The sequence below is a fragment of the Paenibacillus sp. EB106-04-04-XG159 genome, assembly GCF_058791835.1.
In genome coordinates this window covers 26,563-45,528 of the sequence record NZ_JBYTDY010000021.1, presented here as the reverse complement: position 1 = coordinate 45,528, position 18,966 = coordinate 26,563, and the positions used below count along the sequence as shown (strand labels likewise).

Genomic DNA, 18,966 nt, shown 5'->3' with positions numbered 1-18,966 from the left:
AATTTGTGTGTTGTTTACGAGCGTAGTGCCGGTAATGCCGATGCTAGAGGCGACGGCGGCGGCACCGGATGCGATCACCTCGGTCATCGCGACGCCGAGCGCCGTGCGTCCTGGCGAACAGGTGAGCCTGAAGGCATTTGTGACGGCGTCGAAGAGCCAGAACATCCGAGTCGAGCTTGAAATCATCGACGCCGCTGGCGGGAAGGTTTATCAGAATCGCGTGGATCATCAAGCGGTAACGGCGGGGGAGACGTTGACGATTCCTTTCGTCTGGGACGTACCCGTCACGCAAGATGGAGGCACGTACACGGTGAGCATTGGCGTCTTTAAGGCCGTTGGAGCTGCGAAGCTCGCGTGGCATGCCGGCGCGGCGACGATCCACGTAGGCGAGCAAGCGAAGGGAATCAGCTTTATGGCGAACGCCACGCCGAATCCCGCGACCGCCAGCGATGCGGTGGAAGTGATGGTGCGCGCGGTGAGCACGGCGAATCTGCAGGACGCTTTCGTCGAGGTCAGCGTATTCACGGAAAAGGGGTTCGTCGTTGCGCAGGAGCGGTTTAAGAACGTTGGAATGGCCGCGGGCGAGGAGGCGACGTTCCCCCTCGTCTGGAACGTTCCAGCAGATATTTTGTCGGGGCAGTACGCGGTCGGGGTTGAGGTATTGAGTGCGGACCGATCTACAGTCTACGCCAAGGAAACGAACCTGCTGGGGATTCGGGTAAACGCTCCGAACGAAGGGCAAAAGCCGCAGGAAGCCGAATCGTACGAGATGTCTGCCGTCGCGATGCCGGCGCAAGTCGAAGCGGGCGGTCTTCTCGAAATTAAAGCCAGCGTGAAGGCGTCTTCGGAGTCCTATGCGTTGGTGAACGTTGAACTGTACAGTCCGGCAGGCGGGAAGGTGCATCAGAAAGTGTTCGATCACCAAGTTCTCAAGGGAGGCATCGCTTCCGATTATGCGGTGTCCTGGAAGGTGCCCGATCATGCCGAACGGGGTAAGTATTCGGTTCGGATCGGCATTTACAAGCCGGTATGGGGGAAACAGTACGCCTGGAATGGAGATGCGGGCTCTTTTGTTGTGACCGATCCGGTCGAATCGCCGACCGTTCCAACCGGCGTGACGGCCGTGCCCGGCGACGGAAAAGTAACACTGACATGGTCGCCTTCTCCGGATGCAAATACGGCAGGCTATCGCATATTCGTGAGCGAGGACGGTGTGAACTGGACAGTGGCAGGAACTGTCGGGAATGAGGCGTCTTATACGGTGACGGGGCTGACGAACGGGAAGGCATACGCATTCGCGGTGTCGGCGTTCAACGGTGCCGGCAACGAATCGGAACGGTCCGAAGTGGTGCGGGCAACTCCGTTTAAAGTGCCTCCGGCCGGGACGGTCGCGGCACCGAAGCTGACACAAATCATTCCGCAAGGGGACGGCCGCCTGATCGTGCTTTGGGAGCCAGTGAACGAAAGCGATCTCGCCTATTATCGTGTATATTACTCATCCGACGCGGGGGGAACATGGACGGCGGGACCGAACTGGTCGGCTGCCTTTTATCCGTTGGCAGGCCTGACCCCGAACACGAAATACTGGATCGCGGTCGTCTCCGTGGATATTCACGGCAACGAGTCCGTGAAATCGAACATAAAAACAGCGATTCCGGTCATCGGGCAAGACGCGAACAAACCGGACGCGCCGACGGGGTTGAAAGCCGTGGCCGGCGACGGCAACGTCGGTCTGACGTGGAACGCGTCGATCGAAGGGGACTTGTCGAACTATAAGATTTATATGGGTTCGAACGGTCAGCCTCCGGTCGTCATGACGTCGACGCAGGCGACGTCGTACCTGAAGACGTTTCTGGAGAACGGCGTGACGTACACGTTCCAGATCTCCGCCGTCGACATCTATGGCAACGAGTCGGCGTTATCGAGCGCCGTAGAAGCGACGCCGGTGTACGTACCGGATACGACGCCGCCGCCCGTGCCGATCGGGGTCGTCGCGACGCCGGGTGACATGAAGGTCGACCTGACGTGGGATGGCAGCCAATACGGGACAATGACCGATTTCGCGGGGTTCCGCGTGTATCGGTCTGAGAACGGAAGGGAGCCGGTCGTCACGATAGCCAGCTACAACCAGCACACAGCCTCAGGCCTGACCAACGATACGACTTATACGTTCACGGTGACGGCGTATGACACGTCCGGCAACGAGTCGGCGCATTCCGCACCGGTCACAGCGAAACCGTTCGGTCCGGATCGGACGGCGCCAGGCGTTCCGACCAACGTAACTGCTGTTGATGTGGAAGGCGACGTTACCGTCTCGTGGACGCCGGCGTCAGACGAAGATGTCGCGAAGTATAAGCTCTACGTGTCCGAGGATAACGGGACAACGTGGCAGCCCGCGATCGACGTCGGACTCACGTCGTCTTACGTCTTCCCGTCTTTGACGGCCGGGAAGCAATACGCGTTCGCAGTGACGGCGGTCGATACGAGCAACAATGAATCGGCGAAGTCCGAGCCGGCGGTCCTGCAATATTCCGGCTTCGTCATACCGGAAGGATTGAAGGCACAGCCGGGCGACGGCACCGTCACGCTTTCTTGGGACGCGGCGACGGATACCCGATTGGCGGGCTATAAGGTGTACGTCTCCGAGAACGGCGGCGCCGCCTGGTTGCCCGCGATCAACGCGGGCACGAACCCGGCGTACGTGGCAACGGGCCTGACGCCCGGCAGCACGTACACATTCGCGGTCACCGCAGTGAGCGCAAATGGCAAGGAGTCGGCGAAGTCCGACACGGCGATCGCGAAACTGGTGGAAGCTGCGTTTATACCGCCGGATCCTGTCGCTGTTGCGCCGGTGTTGCCGACAACGGGCTACACGTCGTTCGCCGACACGATCTCTTTCCTCTATGAAGGAGAGACGCCGATTCAGCAAGGCGGTCGTCCGGGCGCAATCGAAGCGGAGCAAGCGACGGTGCTGCGCGGCCGCGTGACGGACGCCGCAGGCGCGCCGCTCTCCGGAGTGAAGATCACCGTCCTGTCGCAGGCGGATGTCGGCCGTACGTACAGCCGAGCGGACGGCAGGTTCGATATCGCGTCCAACAGCCGTTCGACGCTAACGGTGCATTACGAGAAGCCGGGCTACGCGACGATCCAGCGGTCGTCGGAGACGCATCCGGAAAGCTTTGCGTTCCTCCCCGACGCCGTCATGACGGCGCTCGATACGAAGTCGACGGAGATAGCGGCCAACGCGGCGGACTATCAGTTGGCGCAAGCGAATCCGGTGACGGATCAGGACGGCACGCGCCAAGCGAGCTTGCTCTTCGCACCGGGTACGACGGCGACGATGGCGCTGCCGGACGGCACGCAGAAGCCGCTTCGCGAGCTTACCGTCCGCGCGACCGAATTTACGGTCGGGGAGCTAGGGCAGGAAGCAATGCCGGCCCAGCTCACGAACATGGTCGCATATACGTACGCCGTCGAGCTTTCGGTAGACGAAGCGATCGCCGCGGGTGCGGAGCAGGTCATTTTCAATAAACCGGTTTATGTGTATGTGGATAACTTCCTGAACCATCCGGCGGGCATTCTCGTACCGAACGGGTATTACAACTTCGAAACGGGCAGCTGGGAGGCGTATGAGGACGGTGTCGTGATTAAAGTCGTCGACGTCGCGAACGGCGTAGCGTCGCTCGATGTCGACGGAGATGATCTCCCGGATGGCGAGGAGAAGCTGACGATGCTCGACCTGCCGGAAGCGGAGCGGGTGCAACTGGCAACCCTCTACAGTCCGGGGGAAAGCTTCTGGCGGGTGCCGGTGAAACATTTTTCCACCTTCGACTTCAACCAAGTGCGCGCAGCGCTGCCGAAAGATTACATTGAGCCGCCGTACGTGTCGCCGGAGCTGAAAGAGCAACTGTTCAAGAACTTGGAGGAGAAGCTGTCACCGAAAACGGCGGATAAGAAAGACGAACCGATCGAGTGTAAGGAGGGCTCCCTGATCGGCTGCGAGCAGCAGTCGCTTGGCCAGTTCATCCCGATCGCAGGCACACCGTTCGATCTGACGTACGACAGCAAGCGCGCGCTCGGCTACTCGGATAAAAATCGCATCGTTGTGCCGGTGACGGACGACCGCAATCTGCCTCCAGGCCTGAAGCGCATCGAGCTGGATGTGTTCCTCGCCGGCAAACGATACTCGCAGACGTTCGGTCTCGAGAAATACCAGAAGTACGAGATCGTATGGGACGGCAAGGATGCGTTCGACCGTCCGCTCGTCGGGAAGCAGCCATATTTCGTGGAAGTGCGGTACATTTACAAGAACGATATTGAAGCAGCGCGTAAGGATTACGCGAGCGGCGACAAGACGTCCGTCTTCGGACGGATTCCGGGCGGCGACATCGCCGACGGCGGCGCGGGCGTGTCGAACACGCTCGATACGGAATACGTGGGCGGCCGTGACGAGATTGCGGTGAAGCAAGAGTGGAACGGTTACGTGGAGAGCCCGACGGACGTGTTCCAGGAGATGGGCATTGCGGGCTGGAAGCTGACAGACCATCAGTTCCTGAAGGATTTCGATACGTACGCGGTCGAGGATTGGACGTCTTTAATCCCGAGCACGCTGACGAGTCCGCAAGGCGTGTTCGCGCAGCAGATGGTGTACGGCGAAGACGGCAACATGTACTACATCATCGGCGAAGGACCTTATAACAATATTAAATACGTCATTTATCGGATCAAGCCAAATGGCTTTAAGGAGAAGGCTTTCGAGTCTTATTTCAACTACCGCCTCGTTGCGGTAGGCGCCGACGGTACGATGTTCGCCGCGCTTGACTCCGCGCGCATCTTCCGGAAGCTGCCGGGAGAAACGGCGTTCACGCATTTCGCGGGCGGCGGCGACAATTCGGAATTCGCCGACGGCTCTTCGGCCATCGAGGCGCAATTCGGTCATACATTCGAGAGCGACGCCGAGGTCGGACCGGACGGCAGCTTGTTCCTGATCAACGGCGACAGCGGCACATGGAAGCTCATTCGGATCGATACGAACCGGCGCATCTTCTCCACGTTCCACTACGTGTCGACGACAAACTACGGTGAAAATCTGCTACGCGTCGGTGGGCTGCTGGACGGCAGCGTCACGACGTCGAACTTTGGCGCGATCAACAACTTCGAGGTGGCACCGGACGGCACGATCTACGCGGCGAAAGGCGGCGTCGTATGCACGAACCCGGAACTGGGAAAAACGTGCGTCTCCGGGAACGCGATGTGGACGAATATGGCGATCCGCACCGTATCGCCGGACGGCACGATCAAGCATGTAGCGGGCAAATACAAACCGTTTAATTTCACGAATTTTCCGAACGACGGCTACTATCACCAAACGAAGATGCCCTCGAGTATCGTGAACGGGATGGACGCAAAGGAAGCAGCGTTTAACCCGCGCCATATCGAGCTCGACGATAACGGCTATCTGTATTTTGCGGACGTCGATTTGAACCGGATTTACACAATTACGCCGGAAGGCGTCATCCAGCCGTGGGATCCGGAGACGGTCGAGAAGATCAAAGCGATCGGCGGTCCGAACGCTCTGAACGTCGACGCCGACTTCCGCATGAAAGTGCAGCCGGACGGCTCGATGTACTTCTGGACAGGTGAGAAATGGTTCCGAGTCGCGAAGAAAAACCAAACGCCGGGCGACGTCATCGTACCGGCGGCATCCGGAGCGATCGCCTACAAGTACGACGGCTCGACGGGCCGCCACTTGCAGACGCTGAACGGTACGAACGGCAAGCTGATGGTCGAGTATCTGTACGACGACAAGGGTCTCCTCGTGGGCCTGAAGGACGCGCTAGGCAAGGAGATCGTTATCGAACGAGATCCGGTCACAAGTACACCGACGGCGATCGTCGCGCCGAACGGGGCACGTACGAAACTGACCGTCGTCGGCGGGGAACTTCGAGCGGTCGAGAATCCGATCACGCAGACGTACCAGATGACGTACGACGATCGGGGTCTGATGGAATCGTTCATCGATCCGGAGGACAACGAGAAGACGTATCAGTATGATGATAAAGGTTTCCTCACGAAGGCTATTACGCCGGAGCTCGGGGAAAAGACGCTCGTACGCACGGAGCTCGAGGACGGCCATCGGGTGACGTTCACCGACCCGGATGGCCGCGTCACGACGTACGAGATGCGATACGTCGACGGCACAATGATCTTTACGACGACCGAACCGACCGGGGAAAAGGTTGTCTCGACAACGAAGCCCGACGGCACCGTCGTGGTGACGTACGGCGACGGTTCGACGAACACGACGAAGATGGCGGCTGATCCGCAATGGGGCATGGCCGTCCAGTACGCGAGCGAGATCAAGCTGGTGACGGCGGAGGGAAAGACGTCCATCACGAAGATCACGCGGGAAACGACGCTCGCCGATCCGGCGGATCTGTTCAGCGTGAAAACGGCGAAGACCACCGTCGACACGGATGGCGACGTGAGCTCCAGCTTCTACGACGCGGCGACGCGGCAGAAGAAGTACACGGGCATTGACGGCGAGTCGTACATCTACACGTTCGACGAGCACGATCGCCTCGTTCGTGAAGAAGAAGGTAACGGCGTCATCGCGCCGACCGTATACGACTACGACGAAGCGGGTCGGGTGAAACGCGTCGCGCAAGGAGCTGAGTTCCTCGACTACACGTACGACGCAATAGGGCGCGTGGAGACGGTCACCGACGCGGTCGGCAAGATAAAACGTTATGGCTATGACGGGCTCGGACGCCTCGACCGTATCACGACGCCGGAAGGCAAGGTATACCGGAACGAGTTCGACGACAACGGCCGCGCCGCGAAGGTGATTTTGCCAGACGGCACCGTCTATGGGCAAAGCTTCACCGCGAACGGCCTGTACGAAGGGCTGCTGCTCGGCAACGAACAGGTATCGACAACGCTGTATTCCGCTGGCGGCTTGAAGGATCGGACGACGCTGAAGAGCGGCCGCGTCATCGAGTACGTGCGCGATTCGTCCGATAACACGGTGATCGGCGTCAACGATCCAGACATACAGCGCACGTTCGGCTATGACGACCAAGGCCGGATGGATGACGCCACGACGACGCTCGCCGGAAGCACGCAAGGGCTCGGCTTCACGTACGCGAACGCTGACATGCGTTTCGGCAGCATAACGTTTACCGGCGCGGCGAACGGGTCGTTCGACTACGGCTACGACAGCGGTTCAAACTTGTCCAACATCCACGCGACGCTGACGTCGGCGACGGGCGCCGCGACTTTCGACCTCCCGATCGTCCGCAACCCGGACGACACGCTGGCGCAGTACGGTCCGTTCCAGTATAAGTACGAAGCGGCCGGTAAGCGATTCAGCGCCATGAACGATGAATCGCTGCGTGTTTCGGTAACGTACGACGAGCGCGGCCGTATCGACGGCTACGTCTATACGCTCGACGGCGTTGAAGTGTACCGGAAGAAGTCCGTGTTCGACAACCGCGGTATGCTGGAGTCGATCACGGTGACGACCCCGGACGATAAGGTGACGTATGCGTATGAATATGACGGAGACGGCCAGCTGAAGATGGTTACCCGCACGAGCGCCAAGGAAGGCGTCACGACGGAGTCATACGATTATGACGAGAACAAGAACATGACCAACCGCAAAGCTTCTGGACGCCCGGATCTCATCAGCGTGTACGGAGACTACGATCTCCTGCAGCAGGTAGGCGACGACGCATATTCGTACGATGCGGACGGTCATCTGTCCGGACGCGGCAGCGATACGTTCCGCTTCGCGGCCAAGGGTGAACTGCTCGAGGCTACCGTGGACGGCGAACACGTGACGTATACGTACGACGCACTTAGCCGAAGAACGACAAGGACGGACGCGGCGGGTACGACGCAATATTTGTACGGAAATCCGCTCGACTACAACCAGCTCACGCATTCCATCGATCCGGCCGGTATCGTCACGGCGTATATCTATAACGGCTCCGGACTGCTGATCGCGATCGAGCGGAACGAACAGCGTTATTACGTGATCACGGACGCGGTCGGTACGCCGGAGCGCGTGCTGGACAGCGAGGGCAACGTAGTAAAGCAGCTGCGCTACGACAGCTTCGGTGTACTGTTGTCTGATTCCGCGCCGGACATCGCGCTTGAGATCGGCTTCGCGGGCGGCCTCGAGGATAAGAAGACGGGCCTCGTGCGTTTCGGCCTCCGGGATTACGATCCTGCGGCGGGCCGATGGACATCGCGTGATCCGATCGGCTTCGAAGGAGGGCAAGCGAACCTATACGCATACGTGAAGAACGACCCGATCACCCAGCGGGACCCGGGCGGGACGTTCTCTTGGGGAGGCGGATTCTACATCGGTGTCGGCGGCGGGCTGACATACCATCTGTCGCCGCAAGGCTGGCGCGTTTGTTCCGAGATGGGCTTCGGCGCCGGCGGCGGGCTGAATCTCGATCCGGATCCGTTCTCCGAGCTGCCGGCTAACGAATCGTTCACATTCGACGCAGGCTTCTCCTTCGCAGCCGGACCGTTCGCCTCCTTGGAGCTCGGGGAAGTATACGACCTGAACGCGTTAAGTAAGGGCGGCAGCATCTGCTCGAACACCGACTTCGTCGGGAAGGGCAATCTCGGTCCGGTCACATTCGATGACGAGGAGGGCTTCGATTGGGACAGCGAGAAGCCGTCCGACCGCAAGTCCGCGCAGAAGGACCTGGAGAACTTGAAGAAGTTCAACTGGCGTAAACCGCAAGAATGGGAGAAATGGGGCAACAACTCCGGCGGCAAAGCCGAATTTCACCTGAAATTCACCATTTGTACGGGGCAAGATTTTTAAGCGACTAAAGAGTGGAAGTCTCGAGTAAACCGCAGATATTCATTCGATTTGTAAAAATAATCAATGGGCTGGGCAATTATGAATAATTGTCCAGCTCATTTTTTTATCAAGGATGATAAACGTGCGTGCATCTCGATTATGAACTTCAAAAAGCGGTTACTCCTTGATATAATTGGCTATACTTTGTTTGCATACTGAGACTTTCTCATACACCTCGGAGGTACTCCGTGTTAAAAAAGAGTTGGACATTAGGGCTAATTATCATACTTCTTGTTTTCTGCTGTTTTTTATTCCAGTTTATATCTTCCACGTTGAAAATCGATCATTTGGTTCAGGAAATGGATCAGGGCAGAGTCGAGAATACACCATTGAAACACGTTGTACTGATTGCTCAAGAGTTAGATAATCCGTTCTGGAGAATGGTGGAAAAAGGGGCGAAAGAAGCAGCGGAGCAGTACGGGATGGTGATCGATTACATGGGTCCGATTCGCATCGACCCTTCCGAACAAACGAGGCTTCTGAAAAAGGCGATTGCTGCAAAGCCGGATGCTATTCTCGTGCAAGGAACCAAGGACCAGCAATACATTCAACTGATCAACAAGGCCATCGATCAAGGTATTCCCGTGATCACCGTAGATGCGGATGAGCCGGAGAGTAATCGGCTTGCTTACGTAGGAACCGATAATAAGGAAGCAGGAAAACTCATGGGAGAGCTTGTAGTAAGAGAGGCTGCCGAGAGAGGCTCGATCGGCGTCATCATCGGAAGTGAATTCGCAGACAATCAACGGCTAAGGTTGGAAGGGTTTCGTTCCATCATTAACGAAACACCGGGTTATGAGATCGTCGCCGTTCGCTCATCGAATATATCTCGAATTCAAGCCGCGCAGCAGACAGAAGCCTTGCTGAATGAGTACGCGGATATTCAGACGATGGTGGGATTTAGCTCCTTGGATGCTGCAGGAATCGTTGAAGGAATGAAAATGGCAAATAGAACGGATGTAAGTGTATTCGGATTTGATGATTTAAAAGTAACCAGGAAAGGTATCTCGAGTAGAGCCATAACGGCTTCGGTGGTTCAGCAGCCGCAAGTGATTGGAACCCAAGCTGTTGAATTGTTAAATACGTTTTTCAACGGGGACTCTATCCCGATTCAGAACTTTATACCCACGAATATTCTGGATCAATATCAGTTGAAATCAGCGGTGGGTAGCCCATGAATATACGCAGAATGCTGTTGATTGTGATTCCGTCCCTTTTTGTTGTGAGCAACGCAGTCGCGTTCTACATTTTCCAGAGCGGAATAACGGTACAGCAAAGTTATAATGTGATGCTCGATCGGGTATTATTATACAAGCAAATTGCCGAGCAGACGCAGGACAATCTCCGTGATCTGAATGTCTACATAACGGATCGAAGCGATCTTAGCCGACAGGCATACATACGTCAACGAGATGAGCTGAATCTTCTGCGGGAAAGCCTGTCTGCACTAAACACAATTCCATCGACAGAGCTTACAGTCCGCAGCTATAACCATATGTTCGACACCTTTATGGAGCAAGAAGATAGTGTAATTCAAGCTTTAAGCCGTACAGATTCATTAGCGTATGCGACTTTCTATGAAGAAGCTGATCAAACAGCCGCGTTCATTCAGGAAGAGGGACATGATCTCATTGACTTGGAGCTTAGTTATTATCAACCCTTGTATCAACAAATTCTAGACCAAACGAAAAAGATGAATTATTGGGGAGTCGCGGTCTTTATCCTGAATACGCTGATCAGTGTTATGTTTGCTTATTGGATTTCTCTAAGGATTACCAGACCGATCAAGCAGTTGACGAGAACCGCACAGCAAATCTCGAACGGCAATTTACAAGCTCCTACTCCACAGATCAACGAACATAATGAATTTGGGATATTATCCAGAACATTTGAGCATATGCAAGATAATCTGAAGGAACTTATTGAGAAAGAGAAAGAAAGCTTCGAGAAGGACAGGCTGGTCAAAGCACTGGAGCTGGAGGTGCTGCAGAATCAGATAAATCCGCATTTTCTCTTTAATTCCTTAAATGTTCTATCCAAGCTGGCTTTGCTCGAGGGCGCTGAGACAACAAGCGATCTGACGGTCACCATGTCGAATCTTCTTCGGTATAATCTCCGAAAGTTAGATCGTCCGGTACCGCTCAGGGATGAGGTGGAGCATGCCAAAGAATACTTTACCATTCAACAAGCTCGTTTTCGTGATCGGATTCGGTTTGTAACGGATATTGACGAGAGAGGACTGGATGTGTGTGTTCCAGTGCTAACCCTCCAACCTTTATTGGAAAATGTCTTTGTCCATGGCATTGAGGGTATGGAGGATGGGGCTGAGATTAAGCTTGTTATTGCATGCGAACCTGGGGAGGTCAGGGTTTCCATTTCAGATAATGGGATTGGGATGAGCGAAGAGGTCCGAAAGTCGCTGCTTCAGGTGGATTCCGAGTCATCGCCTGTGCATAATAAGGGACAGTCTACAGGCTTAGGAACGCGCAATGTGTTCAAACGACTTGAATTATTTTATGATAAAAAAGATCTCATTGACATCTACAGTGAGCCGGGACATGGAACGACTGTTAGGATTCGGATTCCTGCTGCAGAAAAGGAGGGTGGAGATGTATCGCCTAATGATCGCAGATGATGAAGCCCTGGAGCGAGAAGGTATTGAATGGATCGTTAACCGGATGATGCCGAATACTTTTGAGATTATTCATGCGGAGAATGGTCGCATCGCGATTCAAAAGGCCTATGAATTTCGTCCGCACATCATTATGATGGATATCAAGATGCCCGGAATTCAAGGACTTGAAGCGTTAAAGGAAATCAAAGCTCACAATCCGCAGGTCAAGATGATTCTGGTTACAGCCTATGAATATTTTGAATATGCCAAGGAGGCTCTTTCTATAGGAGTTAAGGAGTATTTGGTCAAACCGGCAAAACGCGATCATATCGTCGAGCTCCTGAAGCGGCTGTTAGCTGAGATTGATCAGGATCAAAGAAAGCGCGATGAGGAATTCGCGATAAGAGATAAGTTCTACCAACTGCTTCCGTTAGCGGAAACGGAACTGGCGCTGGTCTTTATGACCGATCAAGTGAATGAGATGGAAGCAGGACAGCTTGTTGATATTCTCGAGCTCTCCACAGCTAAAGGATGTGCGCTTGTGCTCGCCTTGTCGGATATGAGTCAGCCATCCCAAATGGAATTGGACAACGAAAAGAAAAGGATTTACGAAACAGTCAAAACCGTTGCAAAAGGATATATCAAGGGTAGAATCGGCTGTGTGGTCAGTTCCATGGTTCATTGGCATATGGCCATTTTTCTGCTTGAGGAGGATACTGTAACGGATAATACTTTACGGGAAGAGGCTCTCGGTCTCGCTGCGAAATTGATAGAGAATCTTTACGAACAGCAAGGTATCGACGTTATTGCAGGCATTGGCTCCGTCCAGGTAGATATTGAGGGAATCCGAAGATCGTATTTTGAAGGTGTATTCGCATCTACGTATCATAAGCAATGGGGCAGTGTATGTCATTTTGAGGATCTGATCATTCCTTCCCTAGAAGGACCACGAGGACCTGCCGATTCTGATATTGCAAACCATTTAACTGAGCCTACTTACGTGGAATTAGCAATCCAGCAAATCCGGGAAGAACGAGAACGGCGCACATGGAGTGTTATCGATGATGCCATCACATTCATTCAAGAAAAATTCTGCGAAGAGCTTTCCCTTGAGGATGTGGCGGATCATGTCCACTTAAATTCACACTATTTTAGCAAAGTATTCAAGCAGCAAACCGGGGAAACCTTTATTGATTATGTGACAAGGCTGCGGATCAACAAGGCCAAAGAATTGATAAGGGACGGCCAACTCAGCTTAAAGGAAATCTGTTATTTGGTGGGATACAAGGACCCTAATTATTTCAGCCGGGTTTTTAAGAAGGCGGCGGGGGTATCACCTACAGAATATCGCAATCAACTATAATGCCAAATAGAAGGTTCATGCGGGTGCGCATGGACTTTTTTGTTGTTTGGATGTCTATATAATGCTAGTCCAAGGTTATAACTCCTACTGCGAAAGGATGGAATTAATATTATGCTGGTAAACATCAAATAAGTGAAGGTAATTAGCCCCTTAGTTGAACAAAACACATGATATAATGATCTCTCATAACATCGATTTGCTATTTTGTTATAAGAAAAAGAAACCGTATGCAGTTATAGTAAGTATAGAAAGGACAGTCGTTTGTGAAAATAAGCACTAAAAATGAAGGTCAACAAGCAAGTATGAAGTTTGTAATCCTTGTCTCCATCGTGGCGGCTCTGGGAGGATTATTATTTGGATTCGATACCGCCGTTGTATCGGGTGCGGTTGGTTTTATGAAAGAACACTTCGCCTTGAATGAGGTACAAGTAGGTTGGGCTGTCTCCTGCTTGATCGTCGGATGCATTGCAGGAGCTGCAAGCGCTGGCGTACTTGGCGATAAGTTTGGTCGCAAAAAAGTGCTGATGATGGCTGCGATCCTCTTTATCGTTGGGTCTATCGGTTCCGCTATTCCGGCTACGTTCAACGGTTATATTGTTGCCCGGATCATCGGCGGAATTGGGATTGGGATTACCTCAGCGCTATGTCCGCTTTACAACGCGGAGATAGCGCCCGCTAAATATCGCGGTCGGCTGGTAGCCCTGAATCAGTTCGCAACGGTAACGGGCATTTTCCTCACCTATTTTGTCAATTTGGCTATTTCCGGATACGGCGATAACCTGTGGGACATTACGATGGGCTGGCGCTGGATGTTTGGTTTCGGGGTTGTTCCTGGGGTGCTGTTCCTGGGGTTGTTGTTCTTTGTGCCTGAGAGTCCGAGATGGTTGATTAAACAAGGAAGGGCAGCAGAATCCCTTCCGATTCTACTGAAGATCCATGGCGAGGAATTAGCGAAACAAGAAGTATTGGACATTAAAAAATCGTTCGAACAGGAAAACGGATCGATCCGTGAATTGTTCAGTCCTACGTTGCGAATTGCTCTGATCGTAGGTGTTGGATTAGCGATTCTCCAACAAGTTACGGGTATTAACGCCGTTATGTACTACGCACCGGAAATCTTTAAGGAAACGGGTGCAGGCACAAACTCTGCGTTGATTCAGACCATCTTGGTTGGATTCATTAATTTCGTGTTTACCATACTTGCTATCTGGCTTATCGACAAGGTGGGACGCAAGGTATTGCTGCTCGCTGGGACGGCTTTAATGACACTGAGTCTGGCTGTGATTGGTGCTGCTTTCCACACAGGGCATACTTCAGGACCATTGGTACTCATCTTTATTTTGGTGTATGTAGCCTCCTTTGCTATGTCGCTTGGACCTGTCGTATGGGTGATGATGTCCGAAATATTCCCGAATCGTATTCGAGGTAAAGCAACAGCTCTTGCAGCTATGGTGCTATGGGCTGCGGACTATATCGTGTCCCAGACCTTTCCACCGATGCTTGCTTCCGCAGGACCGGCGATTACCTTCTGGATCTTCGGTATTATGTCCTTGATCGCGTTCTTGTTCACTTGGCGTGTTGTACCCGAAACCAAGGGGAAATCGCTGGAGGAAATCGAAACCATGTTGTCTTCGAAGAATGTGTAAATAGAGAAAATGACAGAGAAGCCGGAACAATGATTCCGGCTTTTTTGGCATTTGTATACTTGGCTGATTATCGCCTGCTCGTTTGCTCATTTGCGGAACAGCAGTACCATGTTTGGATGGGGAGGCTCGAGTGAGGTAACAGGTTTTTTCCCTGTTACAGCGGTCGAAACTTGCAAGTTAGGTGAGATAACGGGGAATAACCGTGTTACAGAGACGAGGCACTGCAGGGATGGGGAGGCATGAGCGAGATAACAGGTTTTTTCCCGGTTACAGCGGTCGAGACTCGCAGGTTAGGTAAGTTAACGGGGAAAAACCGTGTTACAGAGACGAGGCACTGCAGGGATGGGGAGGCATAAGCGAGATAACAGGTTTTTTCCCTGTTAACCAAGCGGGTGCCCCTCATCAAGCGAGCAATAAACTTCTAATATTCAGACAAGTGTGATGTTTGTTATGAGAAGATACATTAGATTTAAGGTATTATATTGGTCTGAAAACATGGATACCATCGTAAGTTCTCAAATTGAAAAATGGAAATCATGGGAATATTACATGGTAAAACCACATTAACAAGAGCTTAGAGGTGGCTAGGTGAGAATCGGGAAAATAACATTGAGACTGCGGACGACGATTACCTTGATGATCTGTACCGTTCTACTTATGGTATTATTCGTTGTTTATGTATTGTTCGGTATGAAGGTAACCTCAATGACAGAAGATGCGCTGCAAAATAAAGCTCTCTCCATCGCCCGTACTGTTTCATTAACACCAATCGTAATTGAAGGACTAGAGGGTCAGGGAGATCCTGAGGCTATTCAGCGATATGCAACGGAAATTCTTAATCTCACCGGTGTAGAGTTCGTGGTCGTCATGGATATGAACGGCATACGCCTTTCCCATCCCGATCCGGCCATGATCGGGAAGCACTTTATTGGCGGCGATGAAGTTGCAGCATTACATGGAAGTGAAAGCGTATCTATAGCCAGAGGTTCATTGGGGGATTCCGTAAGAGCATTTTCACCGATATATGGTGATGATGGAACACAGGTTGGTGCTGTAGCGGTAGGTATCACACTGGAAAGCGTCCACACTGCGGTGCAACAGAATCGGTGGATCATTTATCTGGGATTGTTGATTGGTGCTGCAGTTGGGGTAGCGGGAGCCGTATTTCTAGCGCGTAAAATTAAAAAAATGATGTTCGGCATGGAGCCCAGCGTCATTGCGAAACTGCTGGAAGAGCGCAGTGCCATGCTTCAATCCGCGCGTGAAGGTATACTAGCCGTGGATAAAAATCTAAATATCACACTGGTGAATACGGAAGCACGACGATTGATGGAACGTATTGGTGTTAATGAGGATCCTGTAAATCAATTGGTAGGACTTATATGGCCGCAACTACGGATGGAGAAGGTGCTGGAAACGGGTGAACCGCTGCAGGATATCGAGGTGGAGCAGAGCGGGATCACGCTGCTGGTCAATATAGTTCCAGTCCGAGTTGGCGGGCAAATTGAAGGTGTTATCGCGAGCTTCCGTGATAAGACGGAAATATCCGTTCTGATGGAGAGACTGACTGGTATTTCGATGTATGCCGAGACACTGCGAGCACAGACTCATGAATTCATGAATAAGCTTCATGTCATTACAGGGTTGACCCATATGCAGCGATATGAACAATTGGAACAATATCTGGCAGGTATCTTAAGTCATATTCACAATGAAACGGATGCTGTAATCCGGTTGGTGAAGGATCCGGTTATGGCTGGATTTTTGCTCGGCAAGCAAAGCAGGGTGCGCGAGGCGGGGATTAAGCTGGAGCTGCTGGAAGAGGGTATGCTTCCTGAAGCCGCTGATCCAGATCTATCGCGTGAACTCGTAACCATCGTTGGTAATTTATTGGAAAATGCGTTGGAGGCCTGTCAAGGCAGCGAAGGCAAAGTGATTTGCATCGGCTTCCAGTATGAAGACGATACCCTGTATATCCGAGTTGTAGACAACGGAATGGGGATACCTGGAGACAAAGCAGAGCAATTGTATGAGCAGGGTTATTCTACAAAGGGCAAAGACCGTGGAATTGGTCTGTATCTGGTTAAAAAAAGCCTGGACAAGCTGGGGGGCTCGATTTCCTGGGAAAGCCGCCCTGAACAAGGTACTGAATTTACCGTACAGTTACCCTATGAAGTGAAGAGTGAGGAGTAATTATGAATAACTCGATAATTTCAGTATTAATCGTCGAAGATGATCCGATGGTTGCGGAGATGAACAAATTTTATTTAGAACAGGTAGAAGGCTTTAGAGCGGGAGGTTGGGCTTCGTCCGCGAATGAGGCATTGGGTGTACTAGAACAGGGTAGCTATGATCTGATTCTGCTTGATATTTACATGAAAGAAAGCAACGGACTCGAACTATTGTCTGAAATACGACACAGAGGGATTAAGGTCGATGTCATTGTCATCTCGGCTGCCAGCGATAAGAAGAGTATTCAAGTGGCCCTTCAAAACGGGGCTGTCGATTATTTGATCAAACCGTTCGAATTCAACCGATTCCAGGCTGCATTAAAAGGCTACAGAGAGCAAAATCAGCTGTTCCGCAGTCAAGAAAGTCTCAATCAATCCGATCTGGATGCAATAAGACGCGTTCGTCAAGAACAGAGAGTGTCGCAGGAATTGCCCAAAGGGTTTACCAAGCAGACGCTTCAAACCATCTGGAATGTTATTGAGTATTCTGGATTAGGATTGTTTTCAGCAGAGGATATATCGATATTGTCAGGAATCTCGCGGGTATCGGTCAATAAATATTGTGCCGGTCTAGTGGACATGGGCGTGCTGGAGATGGACTATGTATATGGAACAGTAGGGAGGCCGGTTCAGAAATACCAGATCACGCCAAATGGAAGAACGACGATATCCAAGTATATTGTATAAATATGAATCAAAAGTCAATTTTTGCTGCCAATTTGGCAGCTTTTTTGTTATATAACAGCAAGAAAATGACAGCGCTTACTTAAATAATTTACAAAATGTATTCTTTATTTACATAAAAACAAAAGCGCTTTCAAAACGTTTATGATGGGGTTGTAAACGATACAAGGAGGTTATGACGACATGGAAAACGCAAAAAAGATGTCAGTCCAACTAGAGACAGAGCAACCGAAACCTAAAGAGAAACAAGGATTATGGCAAAGATTTATGAACCTTAAAGTAGGTGTCATTCCGTTACCGTTATATATCATATTCGCATTTATAATTTTCGCTGCCGCCGCACTTGGTGAACTTCCAAATGATATGATTGGCGGGTTCGGGATTATTATGATCCTGGGTATACTGCTAAGTGATTTGGGAATGAAGATTCCGATATTGAAGAACATTGGTGGTCCTGCGATTCTGTCGTTAATGGTTCCTTCATTTCTAGTATTCTGGAATGTATTGAACCCTGCAGCTGTTGAATCCGTTACTACATTAATGAAAACGTCGAACTTCCTATATCTATACATCGCTATTCTAGTAGCAGGTAGTATAACAGGGATGAATCGCACCACGCTAATCAAAGGTTTCAGTCTTATCTTCATCCCGATGCTGCTTGGAACGGCGGCTGCTGTCGCTGTAGGCGTTGGAGTTGCTATGTTGTTCGGATACACTGCACATTATGCTTTATTCTACATCGTTGTGCCTATTATCGGCGGTGGTGTTGGTGAAGGTATTCTGCCATTATCCATTGCATTCTCTCAAATCCTTGGCGGCGAATCCGCTCAATATGTAGCACAGATGATTCCGGCTGCGGTTATTGGTAACGTATTTGCGATTATTGCCGCTGGTATCCTTAAAAAGATGGCTGATAAAAATCCGAAGATTAATGGCAATGGCGTACTGGTTAAATCTAAAGATGGCACGAAGCTCGGCGGAAGTACCTTTGATTCATTGAAACCTGACTTTTTGCTCATGGGAGCGGGATTGTTGTTCGCCTGTGTTCTGTTCATCACAGGTCACCTGTTGTCACCGTTCGTAGGAATTCCAGGACCGATCTTGATGATCTTTGCGGCTGCTTTGCTTAAAGTGTTCAATCTGCTTCCAGAGAAAATTGGGCAAGGCGCTTATCAATTGTACAAATTTATATCCAGCACATTGACATGGCCCGTGATGGTTGGTCTAGGAATATTGTATATTCCATTGCAGGATGTAGCAGCACTGATCTCTATTCCTTACATTATTGTTTGTGCATCTGTTATCTGCGCTATGATTCTTACTGGGTTCTTCGTTGGCAAATGGATCAACATGTATCCTGTGGAAGCGGCGATTGTAACAGGCTGCCGCGGCGGTCTTGGAGGTACAGGCGACGTAGCTATCCTGTCAGCATCCGGACGTATGGAGCTGATGCCGTTTGCTCAGATTTCTACACGTATTGGCGGTGCACTTACGGTAGTTTTGGCTACAATGCTCATTTCAGTATGGGGCGGCTGATTATAGAA

8 protein-coding genes are annotated in these 18,966 nt (G+C 51.7%); all 8 read left to right on the top strand.

What is annotated here, in order from left to right; all coding sequences use genetic code 11:
- Window positions 1-34: 34 nt before the first annotated feature.
- The 8 genes from AC3WTP_RS20310 (at window position 35) to AC3WTP_RS20275 (ending at window position 18,958) form a co-directional block, all read left to right on the top strand.
- A complete protein-coding gene (locus AC3WTP_RS20310) occupies window positions 35-8,845 on the top strand; it encodes a fibronectin type III domain-containing protein (protein ID WP_492396456.1) in 8,811 nt (2,936 codons plus the stop codon).
- A 227-nt stretch (window positions 8,846-9,072) separates the two neighbouring features.
- The gene (locus AC3WTP_RS20305; protein WP_492396455.1) at window positions 9,073-10,062 is read left to right on the top strand and encodes a substrate-binding domain-containing protein; all 990 of its coding nucleotides are present in this window, start codon (window positions 9,073-9,075) and stop codon (window positions 10,060-10,062) included.
- Window positions 10,059-11,519 (top strand): sensor histidine kinase, encoded by a 1,461-nt coding sequence (locus AC3WTP_RS20300; protein ID WP_492396454.1) that lies wholly within the window; start codon window positions 10,059-10,061, stop codon window positions 11,517-11,519. Before AC3WTP_RS20305 ends, AC3WTP_RS20300 begins: the two co-directional genes overlap by 4 nt.
- Window positions 11,494-12,861 (top strand): response regulator transcription factor, encoded by a 1,368-nt coding sequence (locus AC3WTP_RS20295; RefSeq protein WP_492396453.1) that lies wholly within the window; start codon window positions 11,494-11,496, stop codon window positions 12,859-12,861. The genes AC3WTP_RS20300 and AC3WTP_RS20295 overlap by 26 nt, the downstream gene beginning before the upstream one ends.
- 302 nt (window positions 12,862-13,163) lie before the next feature.
- Window positions 13,164-14,507 carry a sugar porter family MFS transporter gene (locus AC3WTP_RS20290; protein WP_492396481.1) on the top strand — a complete coding sequence of 448 codons (1,344 nt, stop codon included), beginning with the start codon at window positions 13,164-13,166 and terminating at the stop codon, window positions 14,505-14,507.
- Window positions 14,508-15,095: 588 nt separating this feature from the next.
- Window positions 15,096-16,700, top strand: coding sequence for a DcuS/MalK family sensor histidine kinase (gene dcuS / locus AC3WTP_RS20285; RefSeq protein ID WP_492396452.1), 1,605 nt, complete (start codon window positions 15,096-15,098; stop codon window positions 16,698-16,700).
- Between the two features lie 14 nt (window positions 16,701-16,714).
- The gene (locus tag AC3WTP_RS20280) at window positions 16,715-17,425 is read left to right on the top strand and encodes a response regulator (protein WP_492396480.1); all 711 of its coding nucleotides are present in this window, start codon (window positions 16,715-16,717) and stop codon (window positions 17,423-17,425) included.
- A gap of 180 nt (window positions 17,426-17,605) precedes the next feature.
- On the top strand, window positions 17,606-18,958 hold the full coding sequence (locus AC3WTP_RS20275; RefSeq protein ID WP_492396451.1) for a 2-hydroxycarboxylate transporter family protein: 1,353 nt from the start codon (window positions 17,606-17,608) through the stop codon (window positions 18,956-18,958).
- Window positions 18,959-18,966: the final 8 nt, after the last annotated feature.